15 protein-coding genes are annotated in these 17,691 nt (G+C 69.7%); 8 read left to right on the top strand and 7 right to left on the bottom strand.

Annotated elements, in window-relative coordinates; translation table 11 throughout:
• The first annotated feature begins 29 nt into the window (after window positions 1-29).
• The 8 genes from ctaD to VGB24_RS01825 all read left to right on the top strand — a co-directional run bounded on the left by ctaD (window position 30) and on the right by VGB24_RS01825 (window position 5,630).
• Window positions 30-1,973 (top strand): cytochrome c oxidase subunit I, encoded by a 1,944-nt coding sequence (gene ctaD / locus VGB24_RS01790; RefSeq protein ID WP_331071238.1) that lies wholly within the window; start codon window positions 30-32, stop codon window positions 1,971-1,973.
• Window positions 1,974-2,025: 52 nt separating this feature from the next.
• Complete coding sequence (locus tag VGB24_RS01795) at window positions 2,026-2,667, top strand: heme-copper oxidase subunit III (RefSeq protein WP_331071239.1); 642 nt, start codon at window positions 2,026-2,028, stop codon at window positions 2,665-2,667.
• Window positions 2,668-2,675: 8 nt separating this feature from the next.
• The gene (locus tag VGB24_RS01800) at window positions 2,676-3,107 is read left to right on the top strand and encodes a cytochrome C oxidase subunit IV family protein (protein ID WP_331071240.1); all 432 of its coding nucleotides are present in this window, start codon (window positions 2,676-2,678) and stop codon (window positions 3,105-3,107) included.
• A gap of 37 nt (window positions 3,108-3,144) precedes the next feature.
• A complete protein-coding gene (locus tag VGB24_RS01805; RefSeq protein ID WP_331071241.1) occupies window positions 3,145-4,044 on the top strand; it encodes a cytochrome c oxidase assembly protein in 900 nt (299 codons plus the stop codon).
• A 156-nt stretch (window positions 4,045-4,200) separates the two neighbouring features.
• A complete protein-coding gene (locus tag VGB24_RS01810) occupies window positions 4,201-4,425 on the top strand; it encodes a hypothetical protein (RefSeq protein WP_331071242.1) in 225 nt (74 codons plus the stop codon).
• A gap of 59 nt (window positions 4,426-4,484) precedes the next feature.
• A complete protein-coding gene (locus VGB24_RS01815) occupies window positions 4,485-4,901 on the top strand; it encodes a hypothetical protein (RefSeq protein WP_331071243.1) in 417 nt (138 codons plus the stop codon).
• A gap of 55 nt (window positions 4,902-4,956) precedes the next feature.
• On the top strand, window positions 4,957-5,151 hold the full coding sequence (locus VGB24_RS01820; protein WP_331071244.1) for a hypothetical protein: 195 nt from the start codon (window positions 4,957-4,959) through the stop codon (window positions 5,149-5,151).
• Window positions 5,148-5,630, top strand: coding sequence for a type II toxin-antitoxin system VapC family toxin (locus VGB24_RS01825; protein WP_331071245.1), 483 nt, complete (start codon window positions 5,148-5,150; stop codon window positions 5,628-5,630). Before VGB24_RS01820 ends, VGB24_RS01825 begins: the two co-directional genes overlap by 4 nt.
• A gap of 73 nt (window positions 5,631-5,703) precedes the next feature.
• Here VGB24_RS01825 and VGB24_RS01830 read toward each other — a convergent pair whose 3' ends face one another.
• The 7 genes from VGB24_RS01830 to VGB24_RS01860 all read right to left on the bottom strand — a co-directional run bounded on the left by VGB24_RS01830 (window position 5,704) and on the right by VGB24_RS01860 (window position 17,648).
• Complete coding sequence (locus VGB24_RS01830; protein ID WP_331071246.1) at window positions 5,704-6,252, bottom strand: hypothetical protein; 549 nt, start codon at window positions 6,250-6,252, stop codon at window positions 5,704-5,706.
• Between the two features lie 72 nt (window positions 6,253-6,324).
• The gene (locus tag VGB24_RS01835) at window positions 6,325-7,044 is read right to left on the bottom strand and encodes a nucleotidyltransferase family protein (RefSeq protein ID WP_331071247.1); all 720 of its coding nucleotides are present in this window, start codon (window positions 7,042-7,044) and stop codon (window positions 6,325-6,327) included.
• Window positions 7,044-8,558 (bottom strand): RapZ C-terminal domain-containing protein, encoded by a 1,515-nt coding sequence (locus tag VGB24_RS01840; protein ID WP_331071248.1) that lies wholly within the window; start codon window positions 8,556-8,558, stop codon window positions 7,044-7,046. Before VGB24_RS01840 ends, VGB24_RS01835 begins: the two co-directional genes overlap by 1 nt.
• 185 nt (window positions 8,559-8,743) lie before the next feature.
• Window positions 8,744-9,907: a 6-bladed beta-propeller gene (locus VGB24_RS01845; protein ID WP_331071249.1), complete on the bottom strand. Its 1,164-nt coding sequence runs from the start codon at window positions 9,905-9,907 to the stop codon at window positions 8,744-8,746.
• Between the two features lie 38 nt (window positions 9,908-9,945).
• Window positions 9,946-13,083 carry an efflux RND transporter permease subunit gene (locus VGB24_RS01850; protein WP_331071250.1) on the bottom strand — a complete coding sequence of 1,046 codons (3,138 nt, stop codon included), beginning with the start codon at window positions 13,081-13,083 and terminating at the stop codon, window positions 9,946-9,948.
• A gap of 16 nt (window positions 13,084-13,099) precedes the next feature.
• Window positions 13,100-16,258, bottom strand: a complete 3,159-nt coding sequence (locus VGB24_RS01855; RefSeq protein WP_331071251.1) for an efflux RND transporter permease subunit — start codon at window positions 16,256-16,258, stop codon at window positions 13,100-13,102.
• Between the two features lie 40 nt (window positions 16,259-16,298).
• A complete protein-coding gene (locus VGB24_RS01860) occupies window positions 16,299-17,648 on the bottom strand; it encodes a TolC family protein (protein ID WP_331071252.1) in 1,350 nt (449 codons plus the stop codon).
• Window positions 17,649-17,691 lie beyond the last annotated feature (43 nt).

Consider the following 17,691-nt stretch of genomic DNA (forward strand, 5'->3'; position numbering starts at 1 on the left):
GGCGGCGCCCCGAACCCGATGGAGTAGGAATGGCATCATCTGCAACGCTGGCCGCCCCGCACGCGCACGCGGCCGCGCACGCCGAGCCGACGGGACTGTGGAGCTGGATCACCACGGTCGACCACAAGCGGATCGGCATCATGTACGGCGTCACGGCCTTCTTCTTCTTCCTGGTGGGCGGCATCGAGGCGCTGCTGATCCGGGTGCAGCTGGCCGTGCCCAACAACGACTTCGTCAGCGCCGAGCTGTACAACCAGCTCTTCACCATGCACGCGCTGACGATGATCTTCGCGGCGCTGATGCCGCTGACGGCCGCGTTCTTCAACTACATCATCCCGCTGCAGATCGGGGCGCGCGACGTGGCGTTCCCGCGATTGAACGCGCTGTCGTACTGGGTCTACTTCTTCGGCGTGATCTTCTTCAACGCCAGCATCCTGATGAAGCTGGGCCCGAACTCGGGGTGGTTCGCGTACGCGCCCATCACCACCAAGCAGTTCTCGCCCGGCATCAACATGGACTTCTACGTCCTGGGCCTGCAGATCCTGGGACTGTCGTCGATCATCGCGTCGCTGAACTTCATCGTCACCATCATCAACATGCGCGCGCCGGGAATGCGGCTGATGCGCATGCCCATCTTCACCTGGCTGACGCTGATCACGAGCATCCTGATCGTGACGGCCATGGCGGTGTTCACCATCGCCATCACCGAGCTGATGTTCGACCGGGTGTTCGGCACGCAGTTCTACAGCGTGGCCGCGGGCGGCGACCCGCTGCTCTGGCAGCACCTGTTCTGGATGTTCGGCCACCCCGAGGTGTACATCCTGATCCTTCCCATCATGGGAATGGTGTCGGAGGTGCTTCCCACGTTCAGCCGCAAGCCGCTCTTCGGCTACAACGTGATGGTGTTCTCGGGCGTCCTGATCGGCTGGCTGGGGTGGGGCGTGTGGAGCCACCACATGTTCGCGGTGGGCATGGGCCCCATCGCCGACAGCTTCTTCGCCCTGTCGACGATGCTCATCGGCATTCCCACGGGGATCAAGGTGTTCAACTGGCTGGGCACCATGTGGGGCGGCGCCATCCGCTACACCACGGCCATGCTGTTCTCCATCGCGTTCATCGCCATGTTCACCATCGGCGGCATCTCGGGCGTGATGCACGCGGCGGCGCCCTCGGACCTGCAGCAGACCGACACGTACTTCATCGTGGCGCACCTGCACTACGTGTTCTTCGGCGGCACGGTGCTGGGGCTGTGGTCGGGCATCTACTACTGGTACCCCAAGATCACCGGCCGCATGCTGAGCGAGCGCGCGGGGAAGGCGCACTTCTGGCTGACCCTGATCGGCATGAACCTGACGTTCTTCCCGATGCACTTCCTGGGGATGCTGGGCATGCCGCGGCGCATCTTCACCTACGCCGACAACATGGGGTTCAACGAGATGAACCTGGTGATCTCGGCGGGCTCGTTCATCATCGCGCTGGGCACGCTGATCTTCGCCATCAACCTGGTGTTCTCGTGGAAGTGGGGGAAGGTGGCGGGGCCCAACCCGTGGGGCGCGCCCACGCTGGAGTGGTCCATCCCGTCGCCCCCGCCGGTGTACAACTTCCGCACGATCCCGGTGGTGCACTCGCGCATGCCCCTGTGGGAGGGCGACCCCACCAAGGACGGCGGCATCCCGCACGGCCGAGCGGAGGAAGACACCGAGCAGGTGCGGCTGATGGGCGCCGACATGGGCGAGATGACGTATCCGGACGACGAGAACAAGATGTCGGCGCACGACCTGGGCATTCACCTGCCGCCGCCGTCGTTCTGGCCCATCGTGCTGGCCTCGGGGATCTCGCTGACCTTCATGGGGCTGATCTTCCGCTCGATGGACGGGCCGCTCCACTGGCTGTGGCTGCTGACGGTGGTGGGCGTGGCCCTGACCACGCTGTCGATCTTCAAGTTCGCCTTCGAGCCGGGCCACGAGCACTGATCCGCGGCGCACTTCGCCTTACTTGGACGCACACACGGGTACCGACAGGACCATGGATCATTCGCACGCGCTGGAGGCGCACGCCGCCCACCCGGGCCACCTGGACACCAGCACGGGGCTGGACAGCCGCAAGCTGGCGTTCTGGGGCTTCATCGGCTCGGAGTGCCTGCTGTTCGGCTCGCTGATCGCCACGTACATGGCGTACAAGGGCAGGAGCCTGAAGCCGCCCTTTCCGCACGACCGGGTGTGGAACGGGCAGCACGTGGAGGGCGTGTTCAACATGCCGCTGATCACCTTCACCACCTTCATCCTGCTGATGAGCTCGGTGATGATGGTGCTGGCGCTTTCGGCCACGCAGCGCGGCGACCGCACCTGGAGCCGCAACTGGCTGATCGCCACGGCCATCGGCGGCGCCATCTTCGCGGTGGGGCAGGTGTACGAGTACAGCCACTTCATCCACGAGGGGCTGACCATCTCGAGCAACCTGTTCGGCTCGTCGTTCTACCTGCTGACCGGGTTCCACGGGGCCCACGTGACGGCGGGCGTGATCTACCTGCTGACGCTGGCGTGGCGGGTGCACACCGGCAAGCTGGGGCCGGAGAAGTCGCTCCTGGTGGAGATCGGCGGCCTGTACTGGCACTTCGTCGACGTCATCTGGATCGTGATCTTCCCCCTCGTGTACCTGATTCCCTGAGCGGGCCAATGTCGAGCGAAGCCAACGAGATGGCGCACAGCCAGCACGCGCACCCCACCAACCGCTTCTACCTGACCATCGGGGCCATCCTGATCGGGCTGACGGTGCTGGAGGTGATCGGGTACTACGGCGAAACGCAGCACTGGTACGCGGCGGGAACGGCGGTCTTCATCATCCTGTTCCTGTCGGCGCTGAAGTTCGTGTCGGTGGTCGCGTACTACATGCACCTGAAGTACGACAACAAGCTGTTCACGGCGGTGTTCGTGTTTCCCGCGCTGCTGGCCGTCCTGGTGATCGGCGGGATGATCCTGCTCTTCGGGCCGCTTCACGGCACCAGCACGGCCATCCACGGCACGGCCAGCAGCAACGAGGGGGTGCACGGCTCGGGCACGGCGCCCAGCCAGCAGCCCGGCGCGCCCACCACGCCGCCGGCGCACTGAGCGCACCGCATTTGCGAGAAGGGCAGGGTGTAGTCTGATGTCGAACGCGGTCCTGGGTTTCGCGCTGCTGCACGGCGAGACCTTCGCCTGGAACGAATGGCGGGTGTACCCCAGCTTCATGGCGGGGTGGCTGCTGCTCGCGGGCGCGTATCTCCTGATGGTGGGGCCCCTTCGCCACCGCTTTCCCGGCTCCGCTCCCGTGCCGGCGAGGCAGGTGGCGTCGTTCATGGGGGGGCTGGCGATCATGTTCGGGGCCCTGCAGGGGCCGCTTCACGAGCTGAGCGACTACTTCCTGTTCAGCGCCCACATGGTTCAGCACCTGCTGCTGATCCTGATCATGCCGCCGTTCCTGCTGTACGGCACCCCGGCGTGGGCGCTGCGGCCGCTGATCCGCCGGCCGTGGGCGGCGCGCGCGGCCCGGGCGCTCACCTTTCCGGTGATGGCGTTCGCGCTGAACAACGCCATCTTCCTGGCCTGGCACTTTCCGGGTCCGTACGACCTGATGATGCGCAGCCACGGCGTGCACATCACCATGCACCTGATGATCATGGTGACGGGCACCATCATGTGGTGGCCGGTGCGAAGCCCGCTCCCGGAGCTGCCGCGGATCGCCCCCGTGCTGCAGATGATGTACCTGTTCCTGGTGGGGATCCCCATGATGATCTCCGCGGCGCTGATCACCTTTTCGCAGACCGAGCTGTACACCTGGTACGTCGAGGCGCCGCGGGTGTTTTCGGAGCTGTCGGCGCTGGAGGACCAGCGGCTGGGCGGGGTGATCATGTGGGTGCCGGGGGGGCTGACGCTGTGGCTGGCCATCACCGCCGTGTACTTCCGCTGGACGCAGCGCGAGCGCGCCGAAGACGAGCGGGTGCCCCTGCGCTCGCCGCGCGTGAACCGAGCCGGCCTGGTGGTGCCGCCCCCGTTCCCGCAGGGCTGAGCACGCGCCGAAAATCAGCAGGAGAGCCCCCGGACGAGCCTCGTCCGGGGGTTCTTCTTTGTGGCCTAAAAAACTCGTACCAGCCGTGGCGGCTCGCGGTATTGGACGTTCAGCACGTCCGGTTTATCTTTCGTGCGTCCCCTGACGGAGGAGCGCATGAGCAAGCCAGTAAGCGAAGCACTCGCGGAACCGACCACTGACAAGCCCGTCCTGCAGCATTCCCCTGAACTGCTGGCGATGAAGCGCCGCGCGGAGGAAATGGGCATCGAGCTTCGCTTGCCCACCCCCAACCCGAACTGGGAGCCGCCGGAGCCGCTGCCCATTCCGGCGGACGTGGTGAGCAGGATCGTCGTCCAGCAGCGACGGAGCAGGGGCTTCTGAACGCCTACTTCCTGGACTCGTCCGCGATCGCGCGCCTGTACCTGCTGGAAGCGGGATGGGTGCTGATCCGCGAGCTGATGCGGAGCGCCACGCGGGCTCCATCCACGGTCCAGCTCTGGTTCTGTGATCTTGCCCTGCCGGAGACGGTCTCCGCCGTTCAGCAGGCCGCGCACAGCACCGACGCGGCCCGGCGCGGCATCAGCCGGGCCGCGCTACGCCACACGCTGCCCAGGGTCCGCGACGATTTCGGCGTGGAATCGCCCTTGATGACCATCCCGAGCAGCAGCTGCATGTCGATCGCGGCGGAGATCGTGGAACGGCAGCAGGTACGGGGTGCCGACGCGGTGCACATTGCCGCGGCGCTGGCAGCCCGCAACTCCGTCGGTCCGGGTGTCACCTTCATCTTCGTGAGCAATGACAAGCAGCAGTGCCGGGCGGCGGCGTTGGAGGGACTGGAGGTGCTTACTCCAGCGTAATGCCCACAGGAACGAGGATCGTCCTTCTGAAGATTACCCCGACCGGAGCGTACGTATGAAGAAGCCGTGCCGTGACTGCATGCCCGAAATCCTGCCCGAGCACGAACATCTCAGGCCATTGATCGAGGCAGGCTTCGTCGCGAAGCTGCCGAACGACGGGCCTGATTGGAAGCTTCCGGAGATGATCGAGATGGAGGGAGAGCTGCCCAGCCAAGCGCTGATCCGGATGCGGCGAGCGAACCACATATGAGGTGCTACTTCTTCGATGCTTCAGCGGTGGTGAAGCTGCACGCGGTAGAGCCTGGCTCCGCCATCGTGCATGATCTGGTGCGAAGTGCGCAGCGGAGCGAGCGGTCCGCGGACGTATTTGTCTGCGACCTGTCGCTGCCGGAGGTGATGTCTGCACTTCATCAAATCCAGCGGGGGCCGCACGCGGCTCGCAAGGGACTCAGCGCGGCCGCGCTGCGCCAGACGATTCCCGATCTGGTCCAGAGCTTTGTCAGGGAATCTCCGATGTTGGTCGTTCGAGCCTCCGACTTCATGCGGACGGCTGCGGAGATCGTGCAGCGGCGAAGACTACGACCTGCGGACGCCATCCAGGTTGCCGCTGCCGTCCAAACGCGCGACAGACTGGGAGCCGGCGTGGATTTCTCGTTCGTGAGCTCGGACCGGGTGCAGTGCGCGGCGGCGCGGCACGAGGGGTTGGACGTGCTGGAGCTCGCGGCGTAGCTCATCCCCAGCAAGCGAAAGCGCCGCGCGAGCCCACGGCCGCGCGGCGCTCCTGCGTCCGTTCCGTGCTCGCTCAGCCCGTCGGGGGCAGGCGCTCCCACTTCGGCAACGGCGAGCAGGCCAGGGGCGGGGTGGCGGGGCCGGAGTTCTGGCCCTTGACCACCAGCGCATGCTGCCCGTTCAGAACCGTGCCCGGCGGCAGGTTCAGCGTGTCGGTGACGGCGGCGACGTTGCCGGCGCCCACGGTCAGCGGCCCGACGGGCGCCACTTCGCTTCCGGGCTGCTGGCAGGTGCCCTGCACCACGGCCGCGTTCAGCTGCTGCGTTCCCGCGGGGGCCGTGGTCACCTGCAGGGAGATCTCCGTCTGCTGGCCGATGCCACGGAAGTTCACCGACCCGGTGACGCCGGAGTTGTTGATGGCCGACAGGTGCCCGGCCGCCATCGTCTGCTCCGGCCGGCCGACGGGGCTGACGTCGGGCGCCTGCCCCTCGCCGGGATCGGTGGTGCTCTCGTCCATCGTCGTCGCCGGCGAATCGACTTCCTTCTGCTCACCCCCGCCGCCGCACGCGGCCGCCAGGGAAAGCGCCAGCACCGCCGCCAGCCGTCCGTTCATCGTCCGCATCCCCTCGTCGTGGTCCCGTTCCCTTCGCCAAAAGCGGGTCGGGGACGGGGCAAGAGGCGTTCCATCCGCGGCTTACGCGTACCGCCGCCGCGCTTCTTCCAGCTGCTCCGGCCGCCCGATGTCGAGCCAGGCGTGCCCGTCTACCCGGAAGGGAAGGATGCGCTCTCCAGCCCCGGCCAGGCGCAGGTAGGGATCCAGGATGCTGAAGGCGCCGCGCTCCGTCAGCAGCCCGAAGATGCGGGGAGCGAGCACGTGCACGCCCGCGAACGGCAGCGCCTGCACCGCGCCGACGGGCTCGCGCACGCGCAGGTCCAGCGCCTTCGTTTCGTCCACCCGGCCCAGGAGGCCGTCGTCGTCGAAGAGCAGCTTGCGGGTGCTCGGGCGGTCCAGGACGGCGACCGTGGCCAGGGGATCGGCGGCTCCGTGCGCGGCGTACATGCCGTCCAGCGGCAGGTCGGTGAGGATGTCGGCGTTGTGAAGGAAGAACGGCGCGTCCTTGCGGAACAGCCCCTCCGCGGCGAGCAGCGCGCCCCCGGTTTCCAGCGGGCCGGGGTCTTCGCGCGAGAACTCGGCCTCCACGCCGAAGCCGCCGCGCTGGCGCACGTAGTCCTCGATCTTCTGCGCCAGGTGCGCCGTGTTGACGATCAGCCGGTCCGCGCCGGCATCGATGAGCCTGCGGGCGACGCGCTCGATCATGGGCACGCCGGCCACGTCGATCAGCGCCTTGGGGGTGTGGTCGGTCAGCGGGCGCAGGCGGGTGCCCAGCCCGGCCGCCAGGATCATGGCGTCCATCAGGCGGCCACTTCGGCGGCGCCGGCCTCCACCCCGGCGCTGGCCGAGAGCGCCAGCGCTTCGGCGCGCGCGGGCTCCCAGCGCGGCTGCTCGCGGTGCGTGACCACCACGTTCACCGACGGGTAATTGGCGCGCAGGTACGCACCCAGCCGCTCGGCGAAGTACACGGACCGGTGCTGCCCCCCGGTGCAGCCGAAGTACACCGAGAGCGAGCCGAACCCGCGCGTGAGCCAGGCGCCCACGTGGTGCTCCACCAGGCCGCGGACGCTGCCCCAGAAGTCTTCGACCTCGGGAAGGCTTTCCAGGAAGTTCTCCACCGGCTCGTCGCAGCCGCAGAGGCTGGCGTACTCGGCGTAGCGCCCCGGGTTGTGGATGGCGCGGCAGTCGAAGACGAAGCCGCCGCCGTGGCCGCCCGCGTCGTCGGGGTAGCCGCCCTTGTAGCTGAAGCTGCCGGTGTACACGGTGAGCCCCGGCATGGGGGTGGGCGCCTTCTTCCGCAGCACGGTGTTTCCGCAGATGCGCTCCAGCACCTGGCGCAGCTCGGGAAGGTCCACCGGAACGAAGCCCGTTTCCAGCAGCCGCTCGACGTTGCGGATAGCGCCCGGGACGCTTTGCAGGAAGCGGGGCTTTCGCTCGAAGAAGCCGCGGTAGCCGTAGGCGCCCATCGCCTGCATGATGCGAACGAGCACGTAGCCGCGCAGGTGCTGGCGGAAGCGGTTGCGGTCCACGCGCGGCAGATACCCGTCCAGGTGCTCCAGGTACTCTTCGAGCAGTTCCTCGCGCAGCGCCTCGGTGAGCCCCACCTTGGGGTCCCACAGCAGCGAGGCCACGTCGTACTGCAGGGCGCCGCGGCGTCCGCCCTGGTAGTCGATGAACCAGGGCTCCCCCTCGCGCACCATCACGTTGCGCGACTGGAAGTCGCGGTACAGGAAGTGGCGGGTGTCGGCGCCCAGCAGGAACGTGGCGAAGCGGCGGAAGTCCTTCTCCAGCCGCGCCTCGTTGAAGGGGATGTGCGCCAGCTTGAGGAAGTGGTACTTGAAGTAGTTCAGGTCCCACAGGATGGACTGCCGGTCGAACGCCGCGCGGGGGTAGGCAACGGAGTAGTCCACCACCCTGCCGCCCTCCACCTGGAAGCGGGGAAGCACCTCCAGGATGCGCCGGTACACCGGCAGCATCTCCGCGGGAAAGTCGGCCTGGGGATCCGCCTGGCGGGCCTGCGAGACGGCGTCGAACAGGGTGGTCTCGCCCAGGTCCTCCTCCACGTACATCCCGGCCTTTTCGTCCACCGCGTAGACCTCGGGGACGGGGAGGCCGATGCCGTGGAAGGCCCGCGAGAACGAAAGGAACGCGCGGTTCTCGTCGGGGTCGGGGCCCACGACGCCCACGGCCGTTTCCATGTTCTCGCCCACCAGCCGCACCATCTTGCGCGCCGAGCCGTCGCCCGCGATCTCGAGGATGCTGACCGGCGGGGCGCCGAAGTGCTGCTTGAAGAGCTTGCGAAAGACCTTGTCCACTGCGCTGCCTGTCGTTCGGACCGAAAGGTTGCTGCCTGTCAGGAATGTAACGCAGCAACCACGGTGCCGTCAGATGCAGCCGCGGACGATCGGCCTCCCACGCAGGGCACGGACGGAAGGTGGGGGAACGGAAAAGGAGGGATCGAGAGCCTGTTCTCCGTCCCCTCCTCCCCGTGAAAACAGGATCAGCGCCCCTGGATGCGGTACCGCGCCACGTACGCGATGCCGTCGTCATCCAGCACCACCGCATACAGCAGGTTGCCACGCACCACGGGCTGCACGAAGCCGGTGGCCGCAGGCATCTCCACGTGTCCCAGGTACCGGCCGGACGGGTCGAACACGTCGTATCCGCCCTCCTGGCCCTCGCGCGCGTACGGGTGCACCCACAGGTAGCCCTGGTCGTCTTCGAAGAATCCCTCGAACGCCGGCTTGTGTGCCGGGACCCGCGAGGCGTCCAGCTTGCCGCCCTGGTCCGTGAACCACTTCAGCCGCGCCAGGGCGGTATCCCGCTCCGCCGCCGTAACGGGCACCGGCTCGTACTGCCGCTCGATCGTGAACACCGTGTCGCCGCGCTCCCCCAGCCGGTGAACACGGAAGGCGTCGCCGCTGCCGATCCACACGCCTCCGCGTGAAACCCCCCACTCGCGGCTCGGCGCGAAGGGCACCGTCACGCTCATCCGGGTCCGGCCGTCGCGAACGATCTCGAAGCTGGCCTGCTTGTGCTCCGGGATGGGAACCGTGTCGGCCTGCTTCAGGTCTGGCCCGTAGCGCACCACCATCGGGCGGAAGTTCGCTCCCGGGACGATGTCGTGCAGCCGCCCCCGCCTGTCGAAGCCTCCGGGCCACGGGATCGCCATCATCCCTGATTCGCGGCGGTGCGCAGCGACCATCCGGCCCGCGGTGTCGAGGACGGTGTACCGGTTGTTGTTGGCGTCCGCCACCCACAGGGTGCCGTCGGCCGCCCACGACATCCCCATCACGCCCTCGAACTCGCCCGGACCCCCACCCTTGCGGCCGACGGTGCGCACGTGCCGCCCGTCGGTTCCGAAAACCCGGAGCTCGCGCGTGCTCTGGTCGGCCACCCAGACGCGGCCCAGCGGGTCGGCCTGCAGCGCCTGGATTCCGCTGAACATGTCCGGCCCCGCGCCGTCGGCCGTGCCGATGCGAAGCTCCTCGACGAGCGTCCATCCCTCGCCCTGCTTCCACGCACCCGTTCCGGTGTTGCTGGCGACGACGCGTCCCCCGGGGAGGGTGTCGACGACGAATCCCGTGCTCGCGGACTCTCTCCCGCAGGCGGCGAGAAGGAGGCAGGCCGCGAGGGCAATGGAGCGGCGGATCTTCGATTCCATGGGTCGGGTCGGGGGTGCGGCGGGGAAAGGTGGCGCGCTCAGGCGGGCACGGGCTCGGGTGCCGGCGCGTCCACGGGCGGCGCGGGCGCCGTGGATTCGAGGGCGCGGAGGCGCCGGCGCTCGGGGCCGCGCTCGAAGAGCAGGTAGAGCGCCGGGGTGACGGTGAGCACCAGGACGGTGGAGCTGGCCAGCCCGCCCAGCAGCGAGTATCCCAGCGCGTTCCAGATGTTGGCGTCGGCGGCCTCGCTGAACAGCACGAGCGGCAGCAGCCCCAGGATGGTCACCGCGCTGGTCATCAGGATGGGCCTCACCCGCTCCATGGTGCCGCGCAGGATGGCGTCGTGAAGGGGCAGCCCAGCCGTGGCCCGCACCTGGTTGAGGTGGTCCACCAGCAGCGTGGCGTTGTTGGTGACCACGCCCCCCATCATGATCACCCCGATGAAGGCCTCGCGGGTGAAGCTGGCGCCGGAAAAGAAGAAGACCATGAACACGCCGATCAGCGCCATGGGCACCGTCAGCAGCACGCACAGGGGCTGGCGCAGCGACTCGAAGAGCGCGGCGGTGACCATGAACACCAGCACCAGCGAAATGCCCAGCACCCCGTAGATCTGCGTGCGCTCGTCGTCGGACCACTTCCACTCTTCGCGCCCCACCAGCGTGTAGCCGGCGGGGAGGCGGGTGGCCTTGATGACCGCCTCGTGCACCTTGTCGCCCAGCTTGGCGGGCCCGCGGAACTCGTAGCTCACCGTGCGCTGGTACTGCTGGTCTTCGCGGATGATGCGGCTGAGCACCTCGCGCTCGTCCACCCGCGCCACGTCGCGCACCCGCACGGCGCCGCCGCCGGGGGCGGGGATCAGCAGGTCGCGCAGCTGCTGCACGTCCATGCGCTGGTGCCCGTCGAGCGCCACGCTGAACGCCATCTCCTCGTCGCCCAGCCGCAGGAAGCCGCGCTGCCCGTTGCGTCCCACCGCCGCGCTCACCCGCTGCACCACCTCGGTGGAGGTGACGCCGTGCGCCGCCAGCGCCTGCCGGTTCACCCGCAGCACCACCTCGGTGGCCTTGTCGTGCTGGTACCACGCCCCCGACGAGTTGGTGTCGACGTCCTGGATGCGGGTGAAGCGCTGGAGCCGGGTGCCCAGGTCGTCGGCGATGCGCCGCACCTGCTCGTAGTTGTATCCCAGCACCTTGATGCTGTAGTTGGGCGGCGACCCGCCCCCGCCGTAGAAGGAGGGGCCGTAGCCGTACACCCGCACCTCGGCCCCGCCGTACTGGTGGCTGTACGCCTCCAGCTGCTCCTTGATGGAAACGGGGATGGACGTGTCCTGCAGCGAGTCGGGAAAGTCCACCCGCATCTGCGCGGCCTGCGGGTAGACGTAGGTGGTGAAGCGCGACACCTCGGGCATGGCCTTCAGCCGCTGCTCGAAGTACTTCACCAGCTCGTCGGTGCGCTCCAGCTCCTCGCCCCGCGGGAGGCCGAAGTTGATGCTGATGTAGGATTCCTGGTCCCACCAGGGCTGCCACACCGTCCCGCGGGTGACGTACTTGTCGAAAAGGTGGAAGCTGCCACCCAGCATCAGCAGCGAGGCGACGACGGCCAGCCAGGGGCGGCGCAGCGTGGCCGACACCGCGGCCGCGTACAGCCGCTCGTACAGCGGCCGCCGGGTGGAGACCTCGCGCTCGCGGATGGTGCGGACGCGCGACTCCAGCAGCCGCCCCGCCAGCGCCGGGGTGAAGGTGAAGGTGACGAAGAGCGAGGCCAGGTTGGCGAAGCCCACCACGATGGCCAGCGGCACGTAGAAGAGCCGCACCTCGCCCTGCAGGTAGAGGAAGGGGATGAAGACGATGATGGTGGTCAGCGTGGCCGCCAGCACGGGAAGCACCATCTCGCCGGCCCCGCGCTCGGCGGCGGCGCGGGCGTCGGGGGCGGTGCGCGCGTGGCGGTACACGTTCTCCAGCACCACGACGGCGTTGTCGATGATCAGCCCGAAGCCCATCGCCAGCCCCATCAGCGTCAGCACGTTCAGCGTCAGCCCGCCGAAGTACAGCAGGTTGAGGGTGATCAGGGCCGAGAAGGCGATGCTGGCGAAGACGATGGCGGCCGAGCGGAACGAGCGCAGGAAGAGGAAGAGCACCACGAACACGATCAGCGCCGACGAGACGGCGCGGCCGCGCAGGTCCGTCAGCTGCGTGCGGACGGCCTCGCTCTCGTCGTCGTCCAGGATCAGCCGGGCGCCGCCGGGTAGCCGGCGCTCGACCAGCGCCGCCTGGGCCTTCACCGCGTCGGCCACCTTCACCACGTTGCTGCCGATCTGCTTGACCACCTGGAACGAGACGGCCGGCTGCCCGTCGATGCGGTACAGGCTGCGCGGCTCCTCGTAGGTGTCGCGGATGACGGCCACGTCCCGCAGCCGCACGACGCGCCCCTGGTCCGTCAGCAGGGCCAGGCGGCGCAGGCGCTCGGCGGAGCCGGCGTACTCGCGGATGGCGAGCGTGTACCGCATTCCCGCGCGCTCCACCGCGCCGGCCTCGCGCACGTCCTCGGCGCCGGCCACGCGCTGCCGCACCTGCTCGGGGGTCAGCCCCAGCGCCAGGATGCGCCGCTCGTCGAGCGCGATCTCCAGCACCCGCTCGCGACCGCCGAACCCCTGCACGTCGGCCACGCCCTCCACCTGGCGCAGCTCGGGGGCCACCGTTTCGTCCAGCACCGTGCGCAGCGCCTCGGCGGTGAGCGGCCCGGTCATGGTGTAGCGCAGGAACGGGCGGTTCTGCTCCTGGAACTCTTCGGGGACGTACGGCTCCACCACCGGCCGGCCGGCGCCCTCGGGAAGGCTTTCGTCGAGGGCTGCCAGCCGCTCGCCCAGGTCCATCCGCGCGAAGTTCATGTCGGCGGTGCGCGCGAACTCCACCTCGATCTCGCCGCGCCCCTCCTCGGAGGTGCTGGTGACCGTTTCCACCCCGCGCACCTGCTGCACGGCGGCTTCCACCGGCGAGGTGAGGAACGCCTCGGTGACCTCGGGCGAGGCGCCGGGCCAGCTGACGGTGACGCGAAGCCGGGGCAGCTGCGTGTCGGGGAGCAGCTCCAGGGGCACGTTCAGCCACGACGCCACGCCCAGCAGGGCGAGCGCCGCATACGCCATGGCCACGGCGACCGGGCGGCGGATGGAGAAGCGGATCATCGGGCGGCCGTCCGCCTCAATCGCCCGCCGGCACGCCGGCGGGGAAGTGGATCGCCGGCTCGGCCGGCTTTCGGCCGAAGGCCGCGGCGATGCGTTCGCTCAGCTCGTCGAGCAGGTCGTACGCGACGGGGATCACCACCAGCGTCAGCGCCGTGGCCGAGAGCAGCCCGCCGAAGACGGCGATGGCCAGCGGCGCCTGCAGCTCCGCGCCGGGGCCCAGGGCGAGCGCCATCGGCAGCAGCCCCAGCATGGCGGTGATGGTGTTCATCACGATGGGCCGCATCCGCGCGTGCCCGGCGGCGAAGATGGCGTCGCGGCGGCTCATCCCCTGGCGGCGCATCTGGTTGATGAAATCCACCTTGACCACCGCGTCGTTGTCCACGATCCCCACCAGGATCACCATGCCGATCAGGCTCATGGTGTTGATCCCCGCGCCGGTGATCCACAGCGCCAGGGTGGACCCGACGGCGGCCAGGGGGACGGCCAGGAGGACGATGAAGGGAAGGAGCAGCGACTCGAACTCGGCGGCCAGCAGCATGTAGACGAGGATGATCGCTAGCAGGAAGGCGAAGGCCAGCCCGCGGAAGCCGCGGCGCATCTCCTCGTTCTCGCCGCCGATCTCCACCCGCAGGCCGTGCGGAGCGGGCGCGGCGGCCAGCGCCGTGCGCACCCGCTCCACCGCCTGGTCTACCCCGCCCGTGGCCACGTCGGCGTGCACCACCACCATGCGTCCCTGCTCCAGCCGGCGGATCTCGCTGGGCCCCGCGGCGTCGTACACGCGCACCACCTCGCGCAGGGGCACGCCGTCCACCCGAAGCTCCTCGAGCGTGGCGGCGGAGCGGCGCTCGGCGTCGGGAAGGCGCACGACGATGGGCACCTTGCGGTCGAACTCCACCAGGTCCGTCGCCGTCGCCCCCTTCATGTAGCCTTCCACTGTTTCGGCGATCTTGCGCGGGTCCACGCCGAAGGCGGCGGCGCGCTCGCGGTCGATCTCCACGCGCATCTCGGGCTGCCCCATGTCCGATCCCACGCGCACGTTGGCCAGGGTGGGCTCGGCCGCCAGGCGGCGCTGCACCCGGGCGGCGTAGGCCATCGCCGAATCCAGGTTCTCGCCGCGAACGCGCACCGCCAGGTCGGCCTCGCCGCCCCCCATCAGCTTGCCCAGCGCCGTGGCCTGCCCGAACTCCGCCGTCACGCTGCCGGGGGGAAACTTCGCCAGCCCCGGGCGCAGCCGCTCCAGCGCGGCGGCCGTGGCCTGGCCGCCCTTCAGGCGCACGTCGAGGACGGCGGTGTTCAGCCCGCTCTCGCGGTCGTCCATCCCCGCGACCGCCAGCTGCCGCCCCACGCGGGTGAAGACGGCGGCCACGGCGGGGTCCGCGCGCAGCGTGCGCTCCAGGCGGGCGCTCTCGTCGGCCGTGCGGTCCAGCGGCGTGCCCTGGGGCAGCTCCATGCGCAGGCGGAAGGCGCCCTGGTCCACCTCCGGGAGCACCGAGCGGTCCAGCATCAGCCCGACGGCGACGCCCACCGCCAGCAGCCCGAAGGCCACGGCCATCGTCCGCCCGCGCCGCCGCATTCCCGCCTGCAGGGTGCGCTCGTACAGCGCGGCGAAGCGCGCGAACCCGCGGTCGAAGCCGTCCAGCAGGGGCGCGAAGAACCGCCCCACGGGTCCGCTTCCCGCCGTGCGCCCGGTATCCCCCTCCCACCGCGCGGCCAGGGCGGGGAGGAGGGTGACGGCGACGACGATGGAGGCGAGGAGCGAGAAGGCGACCGCCATGGCCAGCGCCCCCAGCAGCTCGCCCGCCACGCCCTCGACGTACACGATGGGGCCGAAGACGGCGATGGTGGTGATGGTCGAGGCGGTGATGGCGCGCTGCACCTCTTCCGCCCCCGCGGCGGCGGCCAGGCGGGCCCGCAGCCCCAGCTCGCGGTGCCGGAAGATGTTTTCCAGCACCACGATGGAGTTGTCCATCAGCATGCCCACGCCCAGCGCCATGCCGCCCAGCGACAGGATGTTCAGCGACACGCCGGTGGCGTGCAGCATGGCGAAGGTGGCGATCAGCGAGATGGGGATGGCCAGGGCGATGGCGACGGGGTAGCGCGCCTCGCGCAGGAAGAGGAAGAGGACCAGGAAGGCCATGATGCCGCCCAGGATCACCTCCTGGACGACGTTGGAGAGCGCGTCGGAGATGAACCCGGCCTGGCTGACGGCCACTTCGAGCTTGATGTCGGGGTACTCGCGGCGAAGCTGTGCGAGGGTCTCGTCCACCTGGCGGGCCACGCGGACGGTGTTGGCGTCGGCGTTCTTGAACACCATCAGCCCCACGGATTCCTGGCCGTTGTAGCGGGCCAGCGACTCGCGCTCGCGGAAGCCGTCGTCCACCGTCGCCACGTCGCGCAGCAGCACCCGCGCGCCGGTGGAATCCAGCCCCGCGCCCTCGCGCCGCAGCGGCACGGCGGCGATCTCGTCTACCCCCTGCAGCTCGCCCAGGGTGCGCAGCGCGTACCGGTAGCGGCCGCGGCGGATGGTGCCGCCCGGCGCCGCGGCGTTGGCGTTCTTGAGCGCCGTGGCCACGTCCTGCACGGTGAGCCCGAAGCTTTCCAGCTTGCGGGGATCGACGTCCACGTGGATTTCGCGCTCCACCCCGCCCGTCACCTGGGCCAGGGCCACGCCGTCGATCTGCTCCAGCCGCCGCTTGAAGACGGTCTCCGAGAGCTCCTTGAGGCCGGGAAGGTCGCGCCCGCCGGCGATGGAAAGCGCCAGGACGGGCTCGCTGCGGGGGTCGGTGCGCAGCACCACGGGGCGGGCAGCCAGCTCGGGAAGCTGGTCGCGGATGTTGTCGAGCCGCTCGCGCACGTTCAGCGCGGCGAAGTCCATGTCGGTGCCCCACGCGAAGCGGGCGGTGACCAGCGAGGCGCCCTCGCGGGTGACGCTTTCCACCCCCTGCACGCCCGGCACGGTGCTGACGGCCTGCTCCACCGGCTCGGTGATGAAGCGCTCCACCTCGGCCGGGGCGGCGCCCGGGTCGGTGGTGTACACGACGAGGCGCGGGTACGCCACGTCGGGAAGCAGGTCGATGGGCAGGCGGAAGAACGACAGCAGCCCGAGGAACACCACGCCCAGGAAGAACATGGCGACGGCCACCGGGCGGCGGATGGCGATGCTCGGCAGCGACATGGGGCGGGGTGCCGTGGTGGATCGAAGGGGGTGCGGCCGGTCAGGGCGCCACGCCGCCGCCCACGCGCTCGTCGAGCGTGGCGAGCGCGGCGGCGAACTCGAAGCGGGTGCGCAGCGCGTCGCGCTCGGCGCGGGCCGCGCGCTCCACCGCGTCGGTCAGCTCCATCAGCGTCAGCGCGCCCACGCGGTACTGCTGCTGTGCCAGCTCCAGGCGGCGGCGGTTCAACTCCACCGCCCTCGCGGTCTGTGCCGCGGCGGTGTGCGCGTTCTGCAGCTCCACCACGGCCACGCGCACGTCGCGCTCCACCGTCAGCCGCTCGGCGCGCGAATCCTCGCGCGCCGCGTCGCGCGTGGCGCGGGCAGCCTGGATCTGGTACACGGTCTGGTACTGCGAAAAGAGCGGGATGCTGAGGTCGAAGTTGAGCCCGACGGCCTGGTCCAGCGGGTTCACCTGCACGAATCCCGAATAGTCGCTGTTGTTCTGGCTGCGGCCCAGGTTGGCGCCCATGCTCAGGCGCGGCCAGCGGCTGGTGTGCGCGGCGCTCAGGCGGTGCTCGGCCTGCTGCTCGGCCGACTGCACCCGCGCCACGCGCGGGTGGTTCGAGATGGCGCGCGCCACGAGCGCCGAAATGTCCAGCGCCGCGGGGTCGAAGGGCGCGGCGGGGGCATCGGTGAGCGCCAGCGGCGGGCCGTCGAGCACGCCCATCGACTGGCGCAGGTCCAGCTGCGCTCGACGCGCGTCGCCGCGCGCCTTTTCCAGCGCCTGCTCCTGCTCGGCGACCGTCACCTCGGCGCCCAGCACGTCGATGGGGCCGCGCACGCCCACGCGCTGCAGGGCGCGGGTGGATTCCAGCCGTTCGCGCGCCGACCTGAGGAGCGCCTCTTCCAGGGCGATGGCCTGGCTGGTACGCACCGCTTCCCAGTAGCGCCGCTCCACCTCGCCGCGCACGCGCACCTCCTCGGCGCCGATGCGGGCCTCGGTGGCCTGGTACCCCGACTGGGCCGCCCGGCGCTCGCGCTGCCGCTTGCCCCCGTCGAAGAGGGTGATGGAGCGGATGGCGAGTCCCTGGCTGGCGCGGCTGTAGTTGCTTTCCAGCACCGTGTCACGCACCACGGTTTCGCCGAACTGGTCCTGGCCCGTGAACCGCCGGCTGAACCCGCCGCTGGCGCCGAAGTCCAGCGAAACGGTGGGAAGGAAGGCTCCCCGCGTGCGGCGCAGGTCCGCTTCGGCCGTGCCCAGCTCGGTCTGCGCACGGCGGTACTGGGGATTGTTCTCGGTGGCGATGCGCTGCGCCTGGGCCAGCGACAGCGGCATGCTGTCCTGCGCCGTCTGCGCCGCCACGGGTGCGGCGGCCGCGAGCAGCGCCGCGAAAAGCGAAAAAACCTTCATCGGGTGGTCCATCGAAAGAGTGTGGAACGAGCGCGCCGAAGCG

Origin of the sequence: Longimicrobium sp., from assembly GCF_036399935.1 — a bacterium.
In the GTDB taxonomy this organism is placed as follows: Bacteria; Gemmatimonadota; Gemmatimonadetes; order Longimicrobiales; family Longimicrobiaceae; genus Longimicrobium.